This window comes from uncultured Desulfobulbus sp. (assembly GCF_963662935.2).
Lineage (GTDB): Bacteria > Desulfobacterota > Desulfobulbia > Desulfobulbales > Desulfobulbaceae > Desulfobulbus.
The window spans coordinates 2736369-2759398 of sequence record NZ_CAXXTL010000002.1 but is presented as its reverse complement, the minus strand read 5'-3'; the positions used below and the strand labels follow the sequence as shown (position 1 = coordinate 2759398).

Here is a 23030-nt window from a genome sequence, read left to right as displayed (position 1 = left end):
AAGGATTGTGACCGCATGAAATATACAAGCGGATCAGGACATCTTCAATGCAACTGCGGATAACAATGGGAAAATGGGTGAGGAGTATTATTCCTCACCTCGCCGCTTGTCAACTCAAGATTAAAGGGAAAGGGACGAGGCTACTTCCCCTGCTCGGACGCGGCGCAGATCAGCGCCGAAACGGCAGGCCCAGACCAAGACCAATATTGAACGCCCTGGTGTTTAACTCGATATACTCGGTGGGCACTCGCTCCTTGATCGCCTTAAGCACCGACTCGGACCTGACCAGATCAGCGATGCCGATCAGGGCGCCAAGGACACAGATATTGAAGACGATGGGTTTGCCGATCTCCTCCATGACGGCCGCATACATCGGCAGCTCGATCTGCCGGGCATCGACATTGCGGGTCGTCTGCACGGAGCGGGTATCCGACAGCAGAATCCCGCCGGGGATGACTTCAGGGGCAAAGCTGTTGTACGCTTCCTGCGTCAGGCAGACCACGATATTAGGCTGGGTCACCACCGGGAAATAGATCTCGTCATCCGCGAGAATAATATCGCTGCGGGTAGCGCCGCCCCTAGCCGCGGCCCCGTAACTCTGGGACTGAACCGCATTGATCCCCTCGTGGATCACTGCCGCCTCACCCAGCAGAATCGCTGCGGTAATCACCCCCTGACCGCCTGAACCTGAAAAAACCAGTCGGGTCCGTTTCATTGCCCTGCCCCCTGCATCGCCTGAGTGATGATTTTGTCGTACTCCTGACAATACTCCGGTTTTTCAATGTCAACGAAAATGCCCAAGGGGATCAGGGACGGATTCTCCTCCAAGGCCTTGGAACCGAGTTTGGCGGTGCTGTGCTTATACTGCTCGATCATCTGCGCCGCCTCGCCCTCCTTGTTTTTCCGTCCGTAATAGGTGGGACATTGGGACAGAATCTCGACCACTGAAAATCCTTTGTGGACAATGGCCTTTTTGAGGATATCAATGCTTTCCCTGGCATGATAGGTCGTTGACCGGGCGACAAAGGTCGCACCCGCTGCCTTCGCCAGCTCGACCACGTCGAAGCTGCTGTCGATGGTGCGGTAAGGGGCGGTGGTGGCCAGGATGCCCGGACCGGAGAGTGGCGAAAACTGACCGCCGGTCATGCCGTAAATTTTGTTGTTCATGACAATGGCGGTGATGTCGATGTTGCGGCGGGCGGCATGGATGAAATGGTTGCCGCCGATGGCCAGGGCGTCGCCGTCCCCCATGGGCACGATCAGGGTCAATTCCGGCCGGCTCAATTTCACCCCGGTGGCGAAGGCCAGGGCCCGCCCGTGCAGGGTGTGCAGGGAATGGAAGTCAACGTATCCGGAAATGCGGGCGGAACAGCCGATGCCCGAGGTCATAACCAGATCGTTTTTATTGAGCTTGAGGTCGTCCACCGCCCGCAGCAGGGCGTTGAGGATTGTGCCATGGCCGCAGCCCGGACACCACAGGTGGGGAAAAAAGCGCTGCCGAATGTAGTCGTGAACCGCCATATCAGACTCCCCTCCCCTGGATGACCCGCAAAACCTGCTTGACATCGTCAGGTGCGATCAGTTTGCCGTCGACCCGGTTGGCAAGGAAGACCTTTTCCGGTTCCCTCACTGCGGCCCGCACCTGAGCAAGCACCTGCCCCATATTCATTTCCACCACCAACACGGCCTTGGCGCCAGCACATTTTTCCCGGATCACCCCGCTGGGGAAAGGCCAGAGGGTCTGCAGCTCAATCACCCCGATCTTTTCCCCCCTGGACCGCCGCTCCTTGGCCAGGTGAATCGCCGAGCGGGCGGAAGCACCATAGGAGACGAGCACATACTCGGCGCCCTCCATGCAGTGCTCCTTAAAACGGGTGATCTCATGCACCCGGTTGTCGATCTTGTCGACCAGATGCCGGAGCAGCCCGCTGACGATGGTCGGGTTGCTGGAGGGAAATCCCCACATGTCATGGTAGAGACCGGTGACATTGTAGCGATGCTCGCCGCCGAAATCGGACATGGGCAGACGGCCGTCCTCGCGGGGCAGGTAGGGCCGGTAATCAACATCCTTGGGAACCGAGGTGTGCAGCCGTTGGACCAAATCCAGCTCGCCCGGTTCAGGGATGACCAATCTTTCCCGCATGTGGCCGATGGTCTCGTCAAAGAGCAGAATCACCGGCGTGCGATAGGTTTCGGCCAGATTGAAAGCGTCCACGGTCACCGCAAAAACATCCTGATGGTTAGAGGCGGTCATGGCAATGATATTGTGATCGCCGTGGGTGCCCCACCGGGCCTGGTTGATGTCCCCCTGGCCGACGTGGGTGGGATTGCCCGTGGAGGGGCCGCCACGCTGGACATTGACAATAACGCACGGGATTTCCGCCATGCAGGCGTAGCCGATGGCCTCCTGCTTGAGCGAAAAACCGGGTCCGCTGGTGGCGGTCATCACTTTTCGGCCGGTCAGCGAGGCGCCGACGATGGCGCACATGGAGGCAATTTCGTCTTCCATCTGAATAAATTTGCCGCCCTTGGCCGGCAGCCGCTCGGCCAGCAACTCTGCAATCTCGGTCGACGGCGTGATCGGGTAACCGGCATAGAACGACAGGCCGGCGTACAACGCGCCCTCGACACAGGCCTCGTTGCCTTGCACAAATCGAATCTTATTTGTCATGTTCGTTCTCCCGATTGACCAACACCGTGATGGCGAGATCCGGGCACCGGAGTTCACAGAGGGTGCAGCAGATGCAGTCCTCGGGCCGGACGACCGTTGCCTTCCCCTGGGCGTCCAGTTCCAGCACCTGCTTGGGACACAGCGCCACGCAGATGCCGCACCCTTTGCACCATTCTTGGTTAATCACCACCTCTTTGAGTTTCTGTCGTGCCATCCCATCCTCATATTTTTAAAGACTCTGCAACGGATCACCAGCCAGGAGAAGCTCCGTGTCCGCGAGAAATTCCATCCACTGCCAATAGATGCACTGGCCCTCCTCAAGGGAGACCCGGGTAAACTTGACAGTATCTCCAGGTTTGACTTGAGCGATTCGCCAGAGATCCGCCGTCACCACAGTGGCGATGCAGGTATAGCCGCCGATTGTTTGTTCCTTGAGCAAGATGATCGGCTGGCCGTCGGCGGGAATCTGGATATTTCCCGGCACGACCGGTTCTGAAACGATACTTGCCGGAGCCTCGGGGTCGCGATCCACGGATGGCCCGCTCAGCCGGCACCCCATGCGGTTGCTCTGGTTGGTCACCCTGAAGGTCGATGCAAAAAAGCGGTCCTGCGCCTGGCGGAAAAACTGGTCGTGCGGGCCGGCAATGACCCGGAGGACAAGGGGTTCAGGATAGAGCGGAATCCAGGGCAGGCTGCGAGAATGCTTAAGCAACGGTCCTTCCCCACGAGGCAAGATGTCGCCGCTGACAAGGGCACGTCCCCTGAAACCACCGATCTTGCCACCGACATAGGTGGATCGGCTGGCGAGCACTTCCGGGACATCAATGCCGCCGGTAACAGCGAGAAAGGAACGGCAGCCGTTTTCGGCAAAACCCAGTTCGAGCCTATCCCCCGGCCGCACCCGGAGCGATGTCCATTGCCGCGCCGGCTCACCGTTGATGCGCAGGTTCATGCGGGCGCCGGTCACGGCAATATCGGCTTTTCCGAGAATCTCGATGCAGGCACCGATCATTGCCATCTCGAGCGTCGCGCAGGTGGAGGGATTACCGACCAGCCAGTTGGCAACCCGATGGGCATAGTCATCCAGCGCCCCGGAAGCCGGGACACCCAGATGATAGGCGTGAACCCTGCCCAGATCCTGGATCGTGGCTCCAGGCCCCGGCGAAAGGATGCGAAAAGCCTGGTTCATGAATCTGCACCCTGTTGTAGATGCTCGAATTCCTCGAACGAAACCGGCCTGAAACGGAGGGTATCACCGGACTGATAGGGAATCGGCGGCGCCCGATCAGGAGCAAACAGACAGAGCGGCGTGCGGCCGATCAATTGCCAACCGCCCGGACTGGCCAAAGGGTAGACGCCGGTTTGACTGCCGGCAATCCCCACCGAACCGGCGGCCACCTGCAGACGCGGGGTGGGGTGACGCGGGGCGTGAATCCGGGAATCGAGCCCGCCAAGGTAGCAGAATCCGGGGGCAAAGCCAATGGCATAAATACGATAGGAAACAGCACTGTGTATTCGGATCACCTCATCCGGGCTGATTCCGTTCTGCGCCGCCACAAAGTCGAGATCCGGCCCCAGCTCGCCGCCATAACAAACCGGGATGTCAACGGTTGCCGCTTCGAGATCGGCAATTTCATCCAGCCTCTGCTCAAGGTCCAGGAGGAGATGGGCCAAATCGGCCCAACGGATGTGCAGGGAATTGTAGTAGAGAGCAAGGGTGCAATAGGACGGAACCACGGCCTCAATGCCCGGATGGTGGATCGAATTGACCAGGGCTGCCATCCGGCGCACCTTCTCATTGACCGCAGGATCAACTCCGGCCCCATACACCGCTAGGAGCGCCCGATCACCGCTGATCCGAAACTGCACCTGGTGATCGGGATGGGGCGCCTGTTCCATTTGCTCCCTTTTCAATTATTAGGACTCAGGAGGAGCGCCTACCGAATCGCGAGCAAGGGACTCGTCTCTGCCGCCCGCCATGGGCCGGATGGTGACACCCGCTGCTTCCAAACGTCTGCGGATGGTCGCGGCCAAGGCCACACCCTGGGGATTGTCTCCGTGGACGCAAAGGGTCTGCGCCGAGAGCGGTACCGGCGTGCCATCGAGAGCAAGGACGACGCCTTCGGTGACCATCAGCAACGCCCGTGCGGCCGCCTCTTCCGGATCATGGATGACAGCATCGGGTAGGTGACGGGAAACCAAGGTGCCTTCCGGCGTGTAGGCACGGTCAGGAAAGGCCTCGAACACCAGGGTGATCCCTTCTTCCGCGGCGAGAGCGGCCATGTGCCCATTGTCCCTACCGGCAAGCGCGACCATGAGAAGGCGCCGGTCAACTCGGGCGATGGCTTGGGCAATAGCGCGGACCAGCGACGCGTTGCCGACCGCCATATTGTACAGGGCGCCATGCGGTTTGACATGGCGCAAGCGAGTACCGTGGGCGGTGCAGAAGGCCTGGAGCGCCCCGATCTGGTAGGTAAGGTAATCACGGATTTCATCGAGGCTACAGTCCATGTTCCGGCGGCCAAAGCCAAGAAGATCGGGAAATCCGGGATGCGCACCGATGCTAACCCCGTGGTCATGGGCGAGTTTGACAGTCCGGTTCATTACCTGCGGGTCGCCGGCATGAAAACCGCAGGCAATGTTGGCCGAGGAAATAGTTGCAATGATTTCCGCATCCCTTCCCAGGATGTATGCCCCGAAGCTTTCGCCCATGTCACAGTTGAGATCAACGTTCATCCGGTCATCACACTAACAACATGAAAAATTTTCTAACCCAACACTGTTCATCACCACCCTGCCCCATCAGGCTATTCAAAATGTTTCTTGAAAGAGGAAAAATCATTTTTCAGTTGTTCGATTTCTCCCCTCAAGGCCGCCACCGATTGCTCAAGTGTCTCAAGACGAGTATGTACTGAAACCCTTTCAATCAGCACAGGTTCCGGTCGGGCGACAATATGATCAGTGTTGCCCGATTCGACCGCCAGCAGGTGGACAAAGCGCTGTTCTTTTTGGCCTGGCTGCCGGGCCAATTGCGCAACCAAGCCGGTTGTCGTGAGGTTTTCCAAGGAGAGGAAGACCTGATCCAGATCTTCGAAAGAACACATATTCTCCGCCCGACTGCGCAATTCCCCAGCTGTCTGAGGTCCGCGAAGCAAGAGCAAGCAAAGCAATGCAGATTCACGACTATTAAGATTATTTTGTTTGGTAAAAGACTGCCAGTATTTCGGAACGCGGCTCGCATCGCTTTGATAAACGATACGCTGTTCCTTTAACAATTGCAGGGCGACGCTCACCGCTTTTTCGTCAAGGGAAAGAACGGGAGCTCGATTGGTTTTCTGATTGCAGGCATTGATCAATGCATTTAATGAAAGTGGGTAGTATTCAGGAGTGGCCAACTCTTTTTCCATCAGGCTACCAAGAACCCGTACTTCAATTGTATCTAAATCTATCTCCATAGGATGGAAGACCTCTTTCTCAATTCTTTTAAAAAAACGAAAAGTTTCTGTCTAAATATGATCAATAAATGGCGAGATTATGCCGATACTTTGTAAAATATTTATTTTTCCACCTTACCTGTTACATTGAATAAGTACCTACATTCGCCTTCAGTTCCGATGATTCGCAAAGAGTAGAAATCACTTTTCGATGTTGCGAATGGAATGCTGGTAGCTTCTGTTCCGCTATAACGTTTGTAAGGGTCTAGATAAACAGACTTACTCGTTGAATCGACAATTTCAACATTATACTTTCCAAGGTCCCCTGTTGCGAAAAAGTTCAAGCGCATCGGATTATTTGCTTCCACCTTGATCCGGTATTCTGCTACAGCACCTTGGGCAATAACACCCCCAACAGGGTCGTCTCCAATCTGGACTATATTTGTTTCTCCCCGCAATTGAGAATCCAGTGCAATCGCTGATATTTTGAAATTGTACTTTCCCTCATCATCAGTCCCTATGATGTGCAATGCATAAGTATCGTTTTTTGGTGGGGTAAATGCAAGAGTGAAAGTTTCTGTTCCACTATAATTCCTGGATGGATTTCTATAGACGGCTTTCCCAGTTGAATCCAAAATTTCGATAGTATATTTACCCCGCTCTCCTGTAGCCAAAAAATTCAAGCGAACAGGGCTATTTTTTTCAAGACTGACTCGATATTTTGCCACAGCACCTTGGGCGATTACGCCTGCTGCGGCCTTGCCCCCAACCTGAATCACATTAGCCTCACTGCGCAATTGAGAGTCGAATGCAATTGACGATATCTTGACCTTATACTTCCCTTCACCTTCAGTTCCTGTAATATAAAATGAATACGTATCGCTTTTGGGTGGGGTGAATGAAACAGTGAAAGATTCAGTTCCACTATAATGCTGGGAAGGGTTCCGAAGCACAATCGTTCTATTTGAGTCCCAAATCTCAAAATTGAACTTCTCTGAATCTCCTGTTGCAAGGAAGTTTATACGAATCGGACTGTTTTCAACAAGCTTCACTTGGTGCACAGCTACGGCACTTTTTGCAATTGTACCTATGAATTCCATCTCGATTGCGGGTTCGTTCTCTTTCGAAGGACTATTCGCTTTCTTAGCCCCATTGAATGGCATTGCACCTTGCTGACTGGTTTGAATGGACTCTTTAAAAAATAAGGCTAGAGTATTGGCGAGTGCATCTTGGCGAATAACATTGCCGATATCTTCTTTAACAGAGAGAAGTATACCAGAAAACTGATTGGCTATATACAGTGGGCTTCCACTCTCCCCTTTCGAAAGTGCATCCGCCATATTTCTGGGACGAACATTAATGTTTCGGTATTTGTCATAACCGACAATATCGACATCCGTTATACGGAGACTTCCGTCGGCGAGCATTGTCCTCAATTCTCCGTGCTTTTCTATTTCCAAGAGGCCGTTTAAATTGGTTTTACTTGACCAACTTGCGTGGCGGCAAACGGTCGAATCCCCGTTGACTATTCGAAGCACACTGATGTCACCCGGGAACATTTCAAGCATCTCTGCTGCATATTTTGACCTGTCTGATGTTGTCATTTCTATCTGAAAGGCATTTTCCACAACATGCGCAGGCGTTATAACGAGACATTCTTGACCACGCTGGCGCATGACCCCTTGGCCAAATTCGTTACTATCCATTTTCAAATAAACGTCTGCAGCAAAAAGAGAAGGAGCAAAATATATATTTATAAAAAAGAGAATAAAAAATTTATATAATTGAAACTGTTTTTTCATAATAACAATTTTCGAGCAGTAAAAAAGTAAGTTAAATCGTGAGTTTTAGACCAAGACGTATTTTTGAAGAGAAAATGATTAGGTATTTGAATTCATCTGCAGGTGGAAATAAAGCATACGGGTAAGGAATACAAGAAAACCAGGAACCGTAAGCATTATCGCCCAAGTAATCACCAATTCTTCATCTTTGCCAAGCTTAGACCATAAATTGTTTTGAATCTTAAGATGAGTATCTCTGAATTTTTTAATGGTTGCAGATTTTGCCTCGACAATAGCAGCAACCTGAAGCCCCCTATCGCCGTCAAAAGTCAACAATCCACTTGTCCTTGGCTCTGCAGGTACAAATTGGATTTCATCACCAAGTTGCAGTTTATAGGGTTCAACTTTATAATGATTCCCAGATAACAATTGCTTGGCCACCATCTGGATTTCCCCCTCAAGCAGAAGGCCATTGAATTGATCAGCTCCAAATGTTGGAACACGACCTATGATCAATGGCCCATCAAGATTATATTTCCACGCAACACCCTTGTTGGTTAAAAGAGAAAGATCATTCAGAACTAAATCAATATTGGAAGGCAAGGAAAATATTTTCTGATCGTTTTCATTGAAAACAAGAATCGGATTGGAGCTTTTTATTTGTATATGTAAAGGTCCCTTGCCTACTCTTGAAAAAATAATGGTAGCTTTTCCCTGTATCTGGACGGTCCCCCCAACTTCCGGGGGCAGTGATTTAAATTTCGATGCGACCGAAGCCAAAGGGTCAAAATCCGCATCACTCTCTTCATCCCAGTAAAAGGTAGCATTGCGAAATGCGATTCTTGGGGGATCGATACTCTCAGGAGAGTATTCAATTCGTTCCGTTCTCGCCGTAACTATAAAAGACCCCTTACTTGACGAAGTGATGACAATCTTCGCTATTAAAAACAGTAAAAAAGCCACGTAAACACAAAGCAATATGGAGAGAAATTGCAACAGACGCGGATATTGTTTTTTGATATGAAAAAATTGTTTTTTTTCTGGATCAGCAACCAGTGCAGCAAGGAAAACATCTCTTATGATTGAAGTGCATGTATTCAATGCCTTCGCAATTTTCACAAGTTACCTCAACTGAAATTCTATATTTGGCAATCTATTACCAAAGTTATTCCTAACCAAGAAGATGCTTTTAGCATCGCCTATCATATTTTTTTCCATTATACATTTGGTGTCATACGCCACCGTGCTCCCGGAGTCAATTTTCGAGCATTGAATTTTTTCTTTTTTCCCAGGTATGCCAATGGCAGTTTCTGCATTTCCTGAATTCACATACAGTATGTAATCCAACTCATGTTTTTCACCCCAGCTAGCTGGAACATATCGACTCTCTTCAGATGTACAATCCTTTTTCGTTATGGCTGCAAGGACAACTAACGCATCAGTCGAATAACCGGATATCTGTTCTTGATATTTTGAGGGCAAATTGACCGCGATAGAACCATGCGACTGTTGCCCAAGACCATATTCCCAAGATGCAGTGTAACGGCCATCACGACTCACCATGTTCACGCACAACATAGCATCCTGTTCCTCAATATCCTGCGGCAGGTGTATATAGAGTTCATGAATATCGACATGGTCCATTGAACTTTGAAACATAAAACCAGCACGAATCCCCCCTGAAACCGTCACCTTTTGAAGCAACGATTCCTTGAACTGCGAATCGCGCAGAACGATTCTGCGCTGCTCTTGGGCTGTAGCGCTCACTATAGAAGTAAGAAGGACCGCTGCCGAAAACAGGAACAATAGGTTGAAAAATTTTTTCATAATAATCCCTTACTTGAGGCCTGAAGGAGCCGGCCCCTCATCAAGACCAGCACATTTTATCGGAACAACCGATCCTACCGACAAGGGATAGCCTTACGAAGACTGTCCTTGGTCCAGAGCGTTTGGCCATCCGGGGTTTTTCCGTCGGCTTTCCATTTCTCTGTAACACTCAGGCAATAAGACCCCATATTTACAATCTCAGGCCCCTTGTCCCCTGGCTTTTCTCCACCAATTCGCATCAGATCTGGATTGGCTGAAGAGTAGTTGGGGTTGACCGTGGGCACTCCGCAACCGGCGATGGTCACAGCAATAGCCGCGCAAACGAAAAACACACAAAACCTGTTCATGACATGCTCCTCTGATTATGTTTCTTGACTTACGTCGAGAAAAGTTATGGGCAATCTTAAGACTGTTTACGGATAGGGTCACTGACTTTTTCAACTGTCGATAATTATCGATTGAGACCTATTTTTCATGAGGAGTCTTCGCCATATGAAGGAGTAGTGTATCACCGAATAGTTAGGCCAGGGCTCTGTCGGCCAGATCGCCCGAAAACCTGCGATATCGGCCAATATCTAGACTTGAGGAATTGGCGGTGTTCGAGACGTCGTGGCCGGATGAATATCGTTGATGACGAAATGAATCTTCTGGGCAAAAAAGAATCCCGATGACAGTTCAGTGTGGGATCATTTTAATTTTATTCTTCGATGTGTTCTTTCGCCGCTTGAAGGGCGACGCCTTTGTCCTTTGTAAAAAGCCTCCACTTCATTTCTGATGAATGAATACCTGCTTTCCGGTCTTGCCCCTTACAGTAATACCAGTGCCCAAAACGTTCGACCGTAGAAAACGGGTGATTTTCGGTGCAAAAAAAGCCGCAGGGATTGATCTCTTTAAAAAAAAGAGTTTCATCCGGGTCTTGGTCATAAAACATATTTGCAGGCAGTACAATTTGAGAGACATCCCCTTGTTCTGCTTCCTTTTTATCCAACCAGTCTGAAATTTTCATTTGATTTATTCTCCTTCAGATGTCTGCCGATGATACAACCGGCTGGCCGAAAAAGCAGTCGCGCCAAAAGCTTTTTTACCGCTTTGGCGGGACGAAACTCCCATGCGGCCAGGAAGGGGTGGAGAGCGGTTCACCGAGGTTGGTCCAAACCAACCTGTTTCGCAATTCCAAAAGCTGCTTCACTAAGGCCGGCTCACTACAGGCATAGGCCGCGTCATCTTCCACCCGCTTGATCACGATTCCTAACAGCTCGGTGATGGCATTGCCGACCGCATTCTGACTAATAGTGACAATCAACTGTCCCGCGTCGTCACGGTAAAGCAATTGTTTGTATGCGGGCCGCCAGCGGATGTCATTTGCGAACAACGGGTCTTCAAGAACCATGAGGCGCAGAATGCGGGCGGCACGGTGAAACTCATCACTGAAAAACAACACGTTTTCAATCTGCTCTGGATAATGGGCCTCCGAAGGGACCTTGGTTTCATTGGTTGCCACCAAGGTGAAAAAGGCTCGGTAAAAATCAAGAAACCCCTCGAGTACCATGTCATACTCCCGCCAGAATCTCCCGTTTTTAAGCGCGGAGGCACCGCCTTTAACCCGCCAGCTTGGCAGCCCCTGAGGGTATCCGGTCACCTTAATCCTCGCCTGATCGGGGTTGAGAGGCTCGAGAATTTCCAGATCGAGGATTTCAAAAAAGCGGTGATAGACTGTGGAAAGATACTGGAGAAAGAGTCCGTTGTTGCCGCTGTCGGTCAGGTTCGGATCATCATCAGCCGCGGCCGGAGAGGCCCTGAGTTCATCTTGGTCAAAGACCATAAAATGGTTGTGCATCATGCGGATACTTGGCACCCCTGGTTTACTCAGGGGCCAGGTGGCGTCAAGACTCGCCTCTCCGCAAAACACCAGATACCTTTCTGGATCGGGATACTTCTCCAGCATGTAGTCAAAAACAACCTGGGTCATCCGGCTGAACACCAACTTCTCTTCCCGGTCCAGCTGATCCCGCCGGACTGGCCGTCCAAGTGGATCGAGGATGGTTTGCGAGGTATCCAGAATAATGGAGGTGTCAAAAAGGTTCGAATGTCCAATGGCCTTCCGGTAGAGAAGAAATCCCTCCTTGGTCCGCAACAAACCGTTTTCACGGGAGAGATGCCTCAGATTGCAGGGGCTGTTAAAAAACTCGGTAGCGGTGACCCCCTCGGGAATTTCAAGGGGAATTCTGCGGTGCGGGTTCCGAACCTCGCGAGGAAATCCCAACATATTCATCCCTCTCTTTGAGTGCGTATGTACTTCCTTTCAATTGCTTGCAAACTCGACGCCGCAGCTGTCGTTCGCGGCTGAACTTTGGTTCTGGCTCGAGACCTGGCCTTCACGCACTGTTGATTTAGTGATGCGGAAGATGAGCTTTGTTGGCCTTTTTCCGCTTGTCAACATACGACATTTCATTCAAGGCTGATTCCGCCTTGAGCTTCGTATAATTCTGAAAGTGCTCCGATTGCAGGTGACCGTCTTCTATCGCCGCCAAAACAGCGCATCCCGGTTCATTGGTGTGACCGCAATTTGTGAAGCGGCACCCAGAGGAAAGCTGCTGGATATCATCGAAGTTATCATCCATTCCTTCGCTGGCAACCAAAATGCCGACCTCTCGCATTCCCGGTGTATCAACAAGCATTGCCCCCTGCTCAAGAAGAATAAGCTGACGACGAACCGTTGTATGTCGTCCTTCTCCAGAAGTGCTGACGCTTCCGGTTTTGACTATATCATGGCCGGTAAGTTGGTTAATAAGCGTACTCTTGCCGACTCCAGAGGATCCGACCAGACAATACGTTTTGCCTAAACGCATCACCTCTTTGACCTGCCCCAAACCGGATCCCGTGACATTGCTGATAGCCAGAATCCTGGCTTGTATCCCTGCACCGCGAATTTTTTCGATCAAGTGTGCCAATGCTTCTGCACTCACCAAATCTTTTTTGGTCAAGATCAATATTGGTTCAACATGACCTTCATTCGCCATCAACAGGTACCGTTCAAGCCTACTCACATTAAAATCAAAGTGACACGATTGAACAATGAAGACCACATCAATATTTGCAGCGATCATCTGGAACTTAAGGCTCTTTCCAGCAGATTTTCGCCGCAGAAACGATTTTCTCGGCAAAACCGTATGGATACTAGCGAAATTACTCGAGCTAGGGTAATCCACACAAACCCAATCACCAACGCAAGGCATATCGGTGGTCAATTGAAGAGAGCTCATAAAAGCACCGGTGGCCTTGGCAGGGACCTCGCCGACCTCATTACTCACGATACACTGGCCACGATCAACCGCTGTTACTCGAGCTATTCGTTGTTCAGGTTGACAAAGTTCATGGGCATGGTCCTTGAACCACTGATCCATGCCAAGTTCAATCAATTCCATGGAAGCATATTTCGTTTTCCAGCCTGAATTTTTAGTCACTCTCTCGACAAGTATCGTGGAGCTCAGTGGCGCTCGAATGACTGTATCCTTTGCAAGGCACGCCACCCTTTCCCATAGCATTTACTCATTGGGTTGCAGCTTTTTCGTTCTGTGCCCCGGCTTAACCAGAATTTCCAAATAAAACGACTCAAGATGCTGTTCTTCGGCCTTATCTATGCATTTATTTATTTCAGACAAGTGAATAACATTCGCCTCTTCAGCAGTGGGGCCATATTTGCAGTCGAAATCCCAGAAGTCGACATCCTCCGGCAACTTTTTATTGCGCTCTCTTTTGATGTACTTTTTGACCTCGTGTTTTATAGCTTCTACAAGTCGGGCAAGTTTGATTTTCGGATGGCTTAATTGAAATGTTTTTCTCATTTGTATCCTCAAAAATGGGAAGAGGCCGATCTAACCTGATGAATTGGTGTACATCAAGCTAAGATTAAAGGGAGCATATTCCCCCGAGGTCAGGAACCCCGATACTGAACCGGCTGCAACCGATGTTGTTTGTCTTCAGCAGTAGGTGTCGTTGGCAATTCTCGTATACAGTATTTCGTTGTTTTCGTTTTTGAAGAGTTCAAAATTTGTTTTGTTCATGACGAATTTGATGCCTTTGACATCTGCGTCTCGAATTGCATTCACAAATCTCTCCTCTGCCACTTCTCTACTTTTCCTGCCGAATAAAAACCATTCTTCACCAAAGAGTTCGCGCAAACAGACTTCTGATCCATGGCTAACCATCGGAAATCTTTTTATGATCTCAAAGAAGATCTCGTCGGCGCTATATCTGGCTAAATAATAAAGACCATCATTGTTGTCGTCATAACGAATTCCATGAATTTCATGGCCATTAATTTTTTTTCTGAACTTTTTTTCCGCAATTTCCCTGGATGCTGCATTGAGCGATTCCCACCCATCACCAAACACTTCGCCTATAGTGCTCCCCTCTCTTCTTTTCATTTGGGGAAATCTCTTCACGAGTTCCAAAAAAATTTGCTCAGGATTCAATTCTTCATATTTAACGACTGAATTACTCATATATTTCTCTCTTTTATTATAGATTATTGCAGATTATGAATGGTTTACAATAAGTCACTCTTTTTTCGGCGATCTTGACGGGTTCCTTGGTGGGTCGACACAGTTTCAATTCAAATGACCATGGAGTTGATCAACGAGGTGGCAGGTATCAGCGGCGCTTCTTGGGTTTGTCCAGGTAGTCAACCCCCTCTTCGTACAATTCCTTGAGCTTCGTTTCAATCTTTTCGCACAAGGTTTTCAGCACCTTGAGGCGCGCAAAGTTCTTATCATTGGATTCCACCAGCGTCCACGGAGCAATCAGTGTGCTGGTCCGATCCACCATGTCGCACACAGCCTGTTCGTATTGCTCCCACTTTTCCCGGTTACGCCAGTCCTCCTCGGTAATCTTGAAGCTCTTGAAGCCTGTTTTCTGCCTATCCTCGAATCTCCGCAGTTGCTCGTCCTTGGTAATGGCCAGCCAGAATTTAACAACCAGCAGATTGTGCCTGACCATTTGTGCCTCGAACTCGTTGATTTCACTATACGCCCGCATCCAGTCGGCCTCGGCACAGTATCCCTCAACTCGTTCCACCAGTACCCGACCGTACCAGGAGCGGTCAAAAATCGTCACCCGCCCTTTCCGCGGGAGATGGCGCCAGAATCGCCACAGATAAGGCTGGGCGCGCTCTTCCTCAGTGGGGGCGGCAATGGGGATGACCTGATAATAGCGGGCATCCAGTGCACCGGTAATGCGACGGATGCTGCCTCCCTTGCCGGCGGCATCGTTCCCCTCGAACACCGCAATCACCGACATGTACTTGAATTTGGGGTCGCGCGTCAGCTCGTTGAGCTTGCCCTGGTATTTTTCCAGTTTGATTTTGAACTTGTCCTTTTCGATTGCCTGGCCCATGTCCAGGGTTTTTAACAGGTGCAAGTTGTCGATGGAGGGCATCAAGGGCGGTGCCAGAACCTTGAGCGGCGGCGCCTTTTCCTGTTCCAGCCGATCCTGAATTGCCTTGAGAATAACTTTGCCCACGGTCAGGTTGCGGTAATTCGCATCCTCGCCTTCCACAATCAGCCAGGGGGCCTCGGCCGTACTGGTATGACGGATGACATTTTCATGGACTTCCTGAAACTTGTCATAGGCCTTGAAGTGCTTCCAGTCACGGTCGGTGACTTTCCAACGGGTCAAGGGGTTCTTTTCCAATACTTCGAGACGTTTTTTCTGTTTCTCCTTGGAGAGGTGCAGCCAAAACTTGATCAACAGGGCCCCTTCGTCTACCAGCATTTTTTCCAGCCGTTTGGCCCGCTCCAAGCTGTGTTCAAGATCGGCATCCTTGGTGACACCATTCACCCGATTAAGGATCGGCCAGGTGTACCAGGAGCCAAGGAAGACCCCAATCTTCCCCTTTGGCGGCAGGGCTCTCCAGAAACGCCACATCATAGGGCGATCGAGTTCCTCGTCGGAAGGTTCGCCCATGCCATGGGTTTGAATGTGGCGGGGATCCATCCATTCGTTGAGCAGGTTGACGGTTGCGCCACGTCCCGCGCCATCCAGGCCACCGATCAGAATAATCACCGGAAGCCTGGCCGATTTTGCCAGTTCCATCTGGGTATTGAGCAGGGCCTCACGCAAGAGAGGAACTTCCTCCTCATAAACAGATTTCTTGATTTTGTGTCCCAATTCCGCTGATTCAAACATATATTTCCTCCTCTCCTGGTAGGGCATTCAATGCGTTGGACACGAACTTAAGAAGTTGCCGCATATGCTCCCCATCTCCCGGCCCAGCCCCCTTACGTTGCGTCCCTTTCGCTTTTTTTGCCGGAATCGATCCTTCAGGAGATGTCCTGATGCCGGCGAGAGGAGATGGCACCATGCTGCCATTCACCGCAATTGCCGGATGCGCACCTCGATAACCGGCGTGTTTTTCAAGAGCTCCGTCAGCCTTTTCGGATCAGTCTCGTTGTAGTGGTAAGGGTACAAAATTTTCGGTTTGAACGCCTTCGCCGCATCGGCCACCATCTCTGGGGTCATCGTCGAGGGCACGCTCATGGGCAGAAAGGCGCAGTCGATTCCTTTCAGAGCCTTCATATCCGCGATGTTTTCGGTGTCGCCCGCCACATATATCCGTTTGTCACCAAAGGTCAGCACGTAGCCATTGCCAATACCTTTCGGATGATAGGCTTGGCCACTTTCCCGCTTATGCACCATGTTGAAGGCAGGAAGAGCTTGAACTTCAACACCTTGCACCGTCAGGGATTCGCCATTTTCCATGATCCAACCTTCCGGCACCTTTTCAGAACAGATGGGAGGGAGAATCACAGTCGTCTCTTTTTTTTGAATAGCCTGCAGAGCCGCCAGATCGAAATGGTCATTATGATCGTGGGTGATAAAAATCAGGTCCGCCTTGGGCAGTTTCTTGTAATCTGCCATTTTGCCGTAGGGATCAAAATGGATAATCTTGCCGCGGAAGGTCATCATCAGTGACGAGTGGCCGATGAAGACAAGTTCCAGGTCGCCGGCCGAGGTTTTGATGACATCCCTTTTTACCACCTCTTGGGCTGTGGCCGTCAGCACACCGAGGGTCATCATAACCATGAGAACGAATGCGATTTTCATATAAGCTGGCCTTCTATTAATTGTTCGACGTTCCATCCGGAAGCCAAGACTGTTGGATTTTTCCCAAGCCGACCCCAAAACGAATTTTGTTAGGATACAAGATCCTTCAGGTTTCCGCGACAGGGTTATTCGGTCGATATTTACGCTGCACGCCTTTAAGAAAATTTCGCAAAATTTGATCCTTACAAAGACGGTAGTGCTTATTGTCGGGCTTTCGAAACAACGCACTTATTTCATGCTGACTTATGCTGAACTGTGCCAGTGCCATAATCTCAAGAATATCTTCGCTTTTCAAATCCAAGGCTATTTTCAATTTTTTCAAAATGATATTGTTGGTTAAACGCTGTTCCGGTTCCAATTGCCGCCCTTCTTGTTTGCCGCGCCTTTGGTCAATCAAACCATTTAAAAAAATGGCCAACTGCCTATCGCTGCAATTCTGGAAAGCGGGGTCGTCCTCTTTTTTCAACCAATCGCTGACCTGCCCCCGAGTGACCTGATGATCAGCTGTGCTGCAGAGCGCTATCATGGCTGAATCACTCAAATCGAAGGCATAGCGGACACTTCGCAATACATCGTTATTTTTCAAAAGAATTCCTTTTTCTCATTTATTATTCTTAGGCTACAGACAACTTTCGCCGATTGTTCTTCTCTGGATAGGGTGGGCCAAAGCCTGCAGCACAACGGGCCAAACTTCTTCGATCCCTTAAGAGCGCAATGACTCTCGTGCCCTATGGCCGCAGCAACTTCAAGCCAAGAGGCTCTTCCCGTGCTCTTCTCGCGGTGGTCCCCACCAATTCTTGCATGATCACCTCCATGACATGCCACACTTTCACCCCATCGCGGATACAACCGGTAACCGTTGCACCGGCTCTGCCGCAGGCCATGTGCATATGAAGGAGCGGCGTCCCCTCCTCATCCCGAAAAAGGGTGCCGACGCCAGCAACTTCATGGGCATGTTCCAGTTCATATTTCATGGCATCCAAGGGGAGGCCGCGGTCTCTCCTTGGCCCGACCACCAGTCGACTGCCATCGTCCGCTCCGCCAACAATGAGGAGAGATGCTGCCTCAATATTCTGATCAACAGCGAACTGCTCAATGGTTTCGTGGACGATATCGCCGTCTTCCAGCCGAAGAACAAATACTCTGCCCTGCCGTGCCTCTGAAAATTTCATAGCATCATCTCCTTAAAAAAATCGGCCATCATCGATGTCTCTTTGTGCATCCACACGCAGCCTTGTTCATGGACCCCTTGCTGGCAGCGGGTTATCTCCTCAAGGACCGGTGGGCATGTCTGGTGTCACCGCCACGTTCCAACGTATGGCAAGCGCGGCGGTAGGACAGCAGGGTTTGCTGGGCATGACTCAGTACGCTGCTGCGCGGATACAGACCGCTGGCATTCGCGAAGCCCGCAGGCACTCCGGTGAGCAGTTCCAACCCCTCGGTCACATGCTCCACCGTATGTATATGGAACAAACCTTGAGCGACGGCTTGAATGACTGCATGGTCGAGCATCAGGTGGCGGCGGTTGCGATGCGGAATCAGCACGCCTTGGCTGCCGTTGAGTCCGGCAGCAGCGCAGATGTGGAAATAGCCCTCGATCTTTTCATTGATCCCTCCCACCGGCAGCACCTCGCCGTGCTGGTTGAGTGCGCCGGTCACCGCAATATCCTGTTTGAGCGGCAACCCGGACAGCGCCGAGAGCAAAGCATACAATTCGGCACAGGAAGCTGAATCGCCTTCAATCCCGCTGTATTCCTGCTCGAAGACGATGGAAGCGTTGAGCGCCAACGGGGCATTATGGGCAAAGAGCGATGCCAGATAGCTGTGCAGGATGAGGACGCCCTTATCGTGAATGGGGCCGGACATCTCCACCTCGCGCTCGACATTAATCAGTCCGTCGTTGCCGGCGCAGGTTCGGGCGGTGACGCGCACCGGAAAGCCGAAGCGGTGATCACCCAGATCGACGACGGTCAGACCGTTCAACTGACCGACCTGCTCACCCTGCAAGGAAATCAGCACCTCGCCTTCGACGATGGCTTCCCGCAGGCGCTGCTCGGGATAGTCGTGGCGCCGCGTGCGGGCGACCAAGGCGGCATCGACATCGGCTGCTTCGACGAGGCAGCCGGATCGTTTTTGACACAGCACAGCGCTTTCCATGACCAAGGCCTCAGTATGGCCAAAGATGGCACTTTGGCGCGCCCTGTCTTCTGCTTCGCGATGTCCCTGTTCCAGCAGACGGGCGACGGCAGCGGCGGAGAAATGAGGCAATCCGAGTTTTCGGCAGGTATGGGCAACAAAGGCGGCCGAGGCGCGGCGGGTCTCGTCCCCGGCAAAAAATTTCTCCGCAAAATCCACCTTAACCCGGAAGCGGCGCGCGAATTCGGGATCGCCCTCCTGCAATTCGTAATACAGGGGCCGCGAACCGATCAGCACAATTTTGACATCGACCTTCACCGGTTCGGGTTCGAGCGAAACCGCTGCAATCGCCGCAAAAGCGGTGCCCGGTTCTTCAATCTGCAGTTGACCGCTGCGCAGAAAACGCCGCAGTTTCTCCCATACCAGCGAATCGGCCAGCAGGTCGCGCAGGTGCAGCATGAGGAAACCGCCGTGCGCCTTGAGGAGGCTGCCTGCGCGGATGCGGGAAAAATCGGTCATCAGCACGTCGTTCTCGGCTTGATATTCGATGCTGCCAAAGAGCGAGCGGAACAGGGGGTTGTCTTCAACGATCACCGGCGCACCGTGCAAACCGTCGTTATCGACAACCAGGTTGACCCGGTAACGGGACAGCACCTTGCCCAGCACCTCGTTGCGCAACTCATCCTCTGTTTCCGAGGATTTGAACAACTCCAGGTTGTCGAGAATGTCGTGCACCACCTGGTCCAGATAGGCGTCGACCTTGGTCATATCTGGAGTCTGTTTGCTCAGGGCATCGTGGACTGCACCGACTTCTCGATCCAGCAGCGGCGTGACCACCTGACGACGCAAGGCCGCCAGGGCCTCGTTCATCGTCCGTTCCATCGGGCGGGTTTTCTCGAAATAGCGGTTGATCTCGACGAGCAGATCCTGTTCCGCCTGGGCAATCTCGGCGCGCCGTTCCTTCGGCAGGGCAAACATTTCATCCTCGGTCATGGCATGCCCCTTCTCCGGACCCAGCAAGGTGAACAGAATGTTGCCCGAATCCCGGTGCATCGTAAAATTGCGGGCTTCGGCAAAGGTATCGAGTTCAGCGAAGGCCTTGGCCTCTTCCTCCTTGTAGGATTTTGCCAACCGCTCGCTCTCCACCTTGAAGTCCGGGCCGTCGAGCTGTTGCGGTATTTCGGTCAGCAGGGCCTTGACCATGCGCGCCATGCCCTGCCGGAACAGACGACCCTGTCCAGTGGGCAGACGCAGGGCATGCGGATGTTCCGGGGCGTCGAAGTTGTGCAGATAACACAGGTCCGGCGGGGTGGCCCGGAGCGCGGCGCCCGTTTGCATGGCTTGCTTGAGCAGCGAAGATCGGCCGCTGCCGACCTCTCCCAGCACAAACAGGTTGTAATCCGCCTGATCCATGCCAAGTCCGAAATGAGCGGCGATTTCCGCCCGTTCCTGGCCGATCCACGGCAGGGTGTGTTCCAGCAATTCTGAGGTATCGGCGAAACCCAAGGAGTCGGGGGCGATGGAGAGGCGCAATTCGGGAACAGTTAGATTCAAGATCGGCATAGATGGTCCAGAAGGTCGGGAAGAATGGCTGTTGGGCAGGAATGCCAGGAATCAAGTAAATGAATAACGGAGGCGGTAGCGGATTCGTTGCCGCCTTGGTGCCAGTGGACCGCACCCCCCAAGCCGCCCTCGGCACCACAACAAGACCGCAGCTCTAACCCTTTGAATTCTAGGTGCAAAACAACAAGTTTGAAGTCAACAGCTTTTCGTCCCTTGACCTGGATGCGACCTGCTGCACTCAAAGCAGGGGAATGAAATATCGCCCCAGGATGCGGTCACCTTCGCACCACCAGCCCGTCGACGGCGATAGAGATCGTGTACCCTTTGTGTCCGGCAACTGTCCAGCAAAAATCTCACCGGCTGATCTTCTTTTTGATGTCAATGATGGGCGTGCCATCGAGCATATCCAGCCCGGAAACCTCCACACAATTACCGTGGAGAGCTCGAACTTCCAATTCCGAAAGGGCAATGGGGTTTGGGCGGACCGGACTCCGGGTAGCGAAGACGCCCCGAAGTCCTCGCGACCTGTCCCCCCGTGGATACACTTTGAGAATGTCACGGGTCGCTTGGTGCAGCCAGAACAGCACCACAATGGTCTGACCGGGAACAATACCGTCAAGCCCCTCCTGATACTGCGGAAAGATCTCCAAAATCCCAACCCGTTGCGAATCATCATAGTTTTTGGGAGCATCTTCAAGGCTTGTTATATCGCCATGCAAGACGCCAATAATGTGCAGATGGGGCCGTTCCATAGGGTGAATTATTCAGTTAGGTAGCAGAGAATCGCCCCTAGCAGAAAAGTGTTCCCGTCCTTCTGACCAGAGGCGAACGCACAGCCGTACCAAAGATTATTTTGCCTTCATTTCCTGTTGCATCATCATGCCGTTCATCATTTCCTGCATCATGTTCATTTTTTTCTCCATCATGCCCATGCGATCATCCATGGGCATGCTTTTGTCCCCCATCATAGCCTTCCCACCCATCATGTCTTTCCCGTCCATCATTTTCATGCAATCATTCATCATCTGCATCTGCTCTTGCATGAGTGCTTTTCTCGCCGCTGGGTCTTTCTCCATCTCAATCTTTTTTCGCATCTCTTCCATCTTTTTGGTCTGGGCGTCCATCTGGCCCATTTCCATCTGGCCCATTTCCATCTGGTCCGTCTTTATCTGGGTCGTAGCTGGCGCATCCTTCTTTTCAGCGTGATGCTCATCCACAGCCAAAGAAGACCCAGCAAAGAACAGCATCGACATCAGGGACGCGGTCAAAATCATTTTCTTCATTTCCGTTCTCCTTGTGTAATGGTTGTTGAATGAAGGGGATCATCCCCTGGCCAAATGGTTTTTCGCATAAGATAATTTTTTTCTCGCCTCAACCTCAATGCATTGCTCTTCAAATAAGAAGTAGCGCCGAAAAATTGGACGCGCCTTTAAGGTGAGGCCTTCCTTTCCTTTTCTTTCCGGTCCATCGGGTAGAGGAGGTAAATTCTCAATCTGCACCGAGTTCTTGGGGGGAAATTGCCAGAAACGCTTTAACCACTTCCGGATCAAAATGACGGCCGCTTTCCTTTCTGATCTCGGCAAGCGCTTCCTCATGACTCACCGGCGTGTGGTAGGGCCGTGCTGAGGTAAGGGCGTCGTAAACATCAACTACAGCAAAAAGCCTAGCGCCGAAAGGGATATCTCCGCCCTTCAACCCACGTAGGTACCCACACCCGTCAAAACGCTCATGATGGGCATAGACGATTTCCGCAGCCTCACGAAGAAATCCAATTTTTTTCACAATATCGTAGCCGGCTGAGGGATGATTGCGCATTACCTTTTGTTCTTCGTCAGTCAACGGGTCTGGCTTCAACAAAATGGCGTCGGGCACCGCGATCTTCCCCACATCATGCATGAGCGCACCGAAACCGATGGCCCTCTTCCTGGCCTCATCGAGACCAAACTTGTCGGCCAAGAGAAGCGTATTCTGGCGGACTCTTTGTGAGTGAAGGTGAGTAGAGTGTTCTTTCATATCAAGCGCTGATACAAGGCCAAGAAGCGTTTCCTCGTGGGCCCGTACAAGATCTTTCAGGAGAGATCGCTCACGCTCGAAAAGTTGACCGGCCACAAGCCCCGCGACCCAAAAACTCACTAGTTCACCGCCTTGGTTGGCCTGTTCCATGTAGTTTTCCGGCCAGTCAAGAATCGCATGAAAAGAGAACAAAATGCTGATCGCCAGTGTAACATACACCGCCCCCCTCAACCCAAACCAAGCTGCCCCTATCACAGGAGGGAGGAAATAGAGTTTCCGCAGAACGATATGTATTATGTGCAATGCATGCTGATTGGTCGGGACTAAAAAATGAAGAAAAGTGATCCCCCCGATAAGAAGAATAAGAAGAGCGATTTTCCCCTTAGCGGGCCTGGCAACATCCTGCATCTCCAACCCGTTCCTTCTTTGGCAAGTATTCAATCATGACCTGACATCGCCGTTGAATAGCGTGGCAGCCTGTTCAAATCCGACCTTGACCTA

Annotated in this window: 25 protein-coding genes; all 25 read right to left on the bottom strand. The window is 51.6% G+C overall.

Annotated features, from left to right (window positions below):
- Positions 1-169 precede the first annotated feature (169 nt).
- The 25 genes from ACHZCX_RS16550 to ACHZCX_RS16430 all read right to left on the bottom strand — a co-directional run bounded on the left by ACHZCX_RS16550 (position 170) and on the right by ACHZCX_RS16430 (position 22937).
- On the bottom strand, positions 170-715 hold the full coding sequence (locus ACHZCX_RS16550) for a 2-oxoacid:acceptor oxidoreductase family protein (protein WP_319588303.1): 546 nt from the start codon (positions 713-715) through the stop codon (positions 170-172).
- Positions 712-1521, bottom strand: coding sequence for a 2-oxoacid:ferredoxin oxidoreductase subunit beta (locus tag ACHZCX_RS16545; RefSeq protein WP_319588302.1), 810 nt, complete (start codon positions 1519-1521; stop codon positions 712-714). Before ACHZCX_RS16545 ends, ACHZCX_RS16550 begins: the two co-directional genes overlap by 4 nt.
- Position 1522: 1 nt before the next feature.
- Positions 1523-2671, bottom strand: a complete 1149-nt coding sequence (locus ACHZCX_RS16540) for a 2-oxoacid:acceptor oxidoreductase subunit alpha (protein ID WP_319588301.1) — start codon at positions 2669-2671, stop codon at positions 1523-1525.
- Positions 2661-2885, bottom strand: a complete 225-nt coding sequence (locus ACHZCX_RS16535) for a 4Fe-4S binding protein (RefSeq protein ID WP_319588300.1) — start codon at positions 2883-2885, stop codon at positions 2661-2663. The genes ACHZCX_RS16540 and ACHZCX_RS16535 overlap by 11 nt, the downstream gene beginning before the upstream one ends.
- Before the next feature lie 15 nt (positions 2886-2900).
- A complete protein-coding gene (locus ACHZCX_RS16530) occupies positions 2901-3860 on the bottom strand; it encodes a biotin-dependent carboxyltransferase family protein (RefSeq protein ID WP_319588299.1) in 960 nt (319 codons plus the stop codon).
- Entirely contained in the window at positions 3857-4570 is a 714-nt protein-coding gene (pxpB, locus tag ACHZCX_RS16525) for a 5-oxoprolinase subunit PxpB (RefSeq protein WP_319588298.1), read from the bottom strand. The genes ACHZCX_RS16530 and pxpB overlap by 4 nt, the downstream gene beginning before the upstream one ends.
- Positions 4571-4588: 18 nt before the next feature.
- Positions 4589-5407: a 5-oxoprolinase subunit PxpA gene (locus ACHZCX_RS16520; protein ID WP_319588297.1), complete on the bottom strand. Its 819-nt coding sequence runs from the start codon at positions 5405-5407 to the stop codon at positions 4589-4591.
- A gap of 71 nt (positions 5408-5478) precedes the next feature.
- A complete protein-coding gene (locus tag ACHZCX_RS16515) occupies positions 5479-6126 on the bottom strand; it encodes a DUF480 domain-containing protein (protein ID WP_319588296.1) in 648 nt (215 codons plus the stop codon).
- A gap of 101 nt (positions 6127-6227) precedes the next feature.
- On the bottom strand, positions 6228-7907 hold the full coding sequence (locus ACHZCX_RS16510; RefSeq protein WP_319588295.1) for a hypothetical protein: 1680 nt from the start codon (positions 7905-7907) through the stop codon (positions 6228-6230).
- A gap of 78 nt (positions 7908-7985) precedes the next feature.
- A complete protein-coding gene (locus ACHZCX_RS16505; protein ID WP_319588294.1) occupies positions 7986-9005 on the bottom strand; it encodes a hypothetical protein in 1020 nt (339 codons plus the stop codon).
- 3 nt (positions 9006-9008) lie between these two features.
- Positions 9009-9713, bottom strand: a complete 705-nt coding sequence (locus ACHZCX_RS16500; RefSeq protein ID WP_319588293.1) for a hypothetical protein — start codon at positions 9711-9713, stop codon at positions 9009-9011.
- 74 nt (positions 9714-9787) lie between these two features.
- Positions 9788-10060 carry a hypothetical protein gene (locus tag ACHZCX_RS16495; protein WP_319588292.1) on the bottom strand — a complete coding sequence of 91 codons (273 nt, stop codon included), beginning with the start codon at positions 10058-10060 and terminating at the stop codon, positions 9788-9790.
- A gap of 350 nt (positions 10061-10410) precedes the next feature.
- Positions 10411-10719 carry a hypothetical protein gene (locus ACHZCX_RS16490; RefSeq protein ID WP_319588291.1) on the bottom strand — a complete coding sequence of 103 codons (309 nt, stop codon included), beginning with the start codon at positions 10717-10719 and terminating at the stop codon, positions 10411-10413.
- A 75-nt stretch (positions 10720-10794) separates the two neighbouring features.
- On the bottom strand, positions 10795-11979 hold the full coding sequence (locus tag ACHZCX_RS16485) for a hypothetical protein (protein ID WP_319588290.1): 1185 nt from the start codon (positions 11977-11979) through the stop codon (positions 10795-10797).
- A gap of 124 nt (positions 11980-12103) precedes the next feature.
- Positions 12104-13138: a ribosome small subunit-dependent GTPase A gene (gene rsgA, locus ACHZCX_RS16480; protein ID WP_319588289.1), complete on the bottom strand. Its 1035-nt coding sequence runs from the start codon at positions 13136-13138 to the stop codon at positions 12104-12106.
- A 120-nt stretch (positions 13139-13258) separates the two neighbouring features.
- The gene (locus ACHZCX_RS16475) at positions 13259-13558 is read right to left on the bottom strand and encodes a DUF6172 family protein (protein WP_319588288.1); all 300 of its coding nucleotides are present in this window, start codon (positions 13556-13558) and stop codon (positions 13259-13261) included.
- 135 nt (positions 13559-13693) lie between these two features.
- Positions 13694-14218, bottom strand: a complete 525-nt coding sequence (locus tag ACHZCX_RS16470) for a hypothetical protein (protein ID WP_319588287.1) — start codon at positions 14216-14218, stop codon at positions 13694-13696.
- A 148-nt stretch (positions 14219-14366) separates the two neighbouring features.
- Positions 14367-15899 (bottom strand): polyphosphate:AMP phosphotransferase, encoded by a 1533-nt coding sequence (gene pap, locus ACHZCX_RS16465; RefSeq protein WP_319588286.1) that lies wholly within the window; start codon positions 15897-15899, stop codon positions 14367-14369.
- Positions 15900-16082: 183 nt separating this feature from the next.
- Positions 16083-16817, bottom strand: coding sequence for an MBL fold metallo-hydrolase (locus ACHZCX_RS16460; protein ID WP_319588285.1), 735 nt, complete (start codon positions 16815-16817; stop codon positions 16083-16085).
- Positions 16818-16923: 106 nt separating this feature from the next.
- Positions 16924-17403: a DUF1456 family protein gene (locus ACHZCX_RS16455; protein ID WP_319588284.1), complete on the bottom strand. Its 480-nt coding sequence runs from the start codon at positions 17401-17403 to the stop codon at positions 16924-16926.
- 142 nt (positions 17404-17545) lie between these two features.
- Positions 17546-17989, bottom strand: coding sequence for a PPC domain-containing DNA-binding protein (locus tag ACHZCX_RS16450; RefSeq protein WP_319588283.1), 444 nt, complete (start codon positions 17987-17989; stop codon positions 17546-17548).
- Positions 17990-18080: 91 nt separating this feature from the next.
- The gene (locus ACHZCX_RS16445) at positions 18081-20516 is read right to left on the bottom strand and encodes an ATP-binding protein (RefSeq protein WP_319588282.1); all 2436 of its coding nucleotides are present in this window, start codon (positions 20514-20516) and stop codon (positions 18081-18083) included.
- Positions 20517-20869: 353 nt separating this feature from the next.
- Complete coding sequence (gene tsaA, locus ACHZCX_RS16440; protein ID WP_319588281.1) at positions 20870-21268, bottom strand: tRNA (N6-threonylcarbamoyladenosine(37)-N6)-methyltransferase TrmO; 399 nt, start codon at positions 21266-21268, stop codon at positions 20870-20872.
- Between the two features lie 96 nt (positions 21269-21364).
- The gene (locus ACHZCX_RS16435) at positions 21365-21799 is read right to left on the bottom strand and encodes a hypothetical protein (RefSeq protein ID WP_319588280.1); all 435 of its coding nucleotides are present in this window, start codon (positions 21797-21799) and stop codon (positions 21365-21367) included.
- 205 nt (positions 21800-22004) lie between these two features.
- The gene (locus tag ACHZCX_RS16430) at positions 22005-22937 is read right to left on the bottom strand and encodes an HD domain-containing phosphohydrolase (protein ID WP_319588279.1); all 933 of its coding nucleotides are present in this window, start codon (positions 22935-22937) and stop codon (positions 22005-22007) included.
- Positions 22938-23030: the final 93 nt, after the last annotated feature.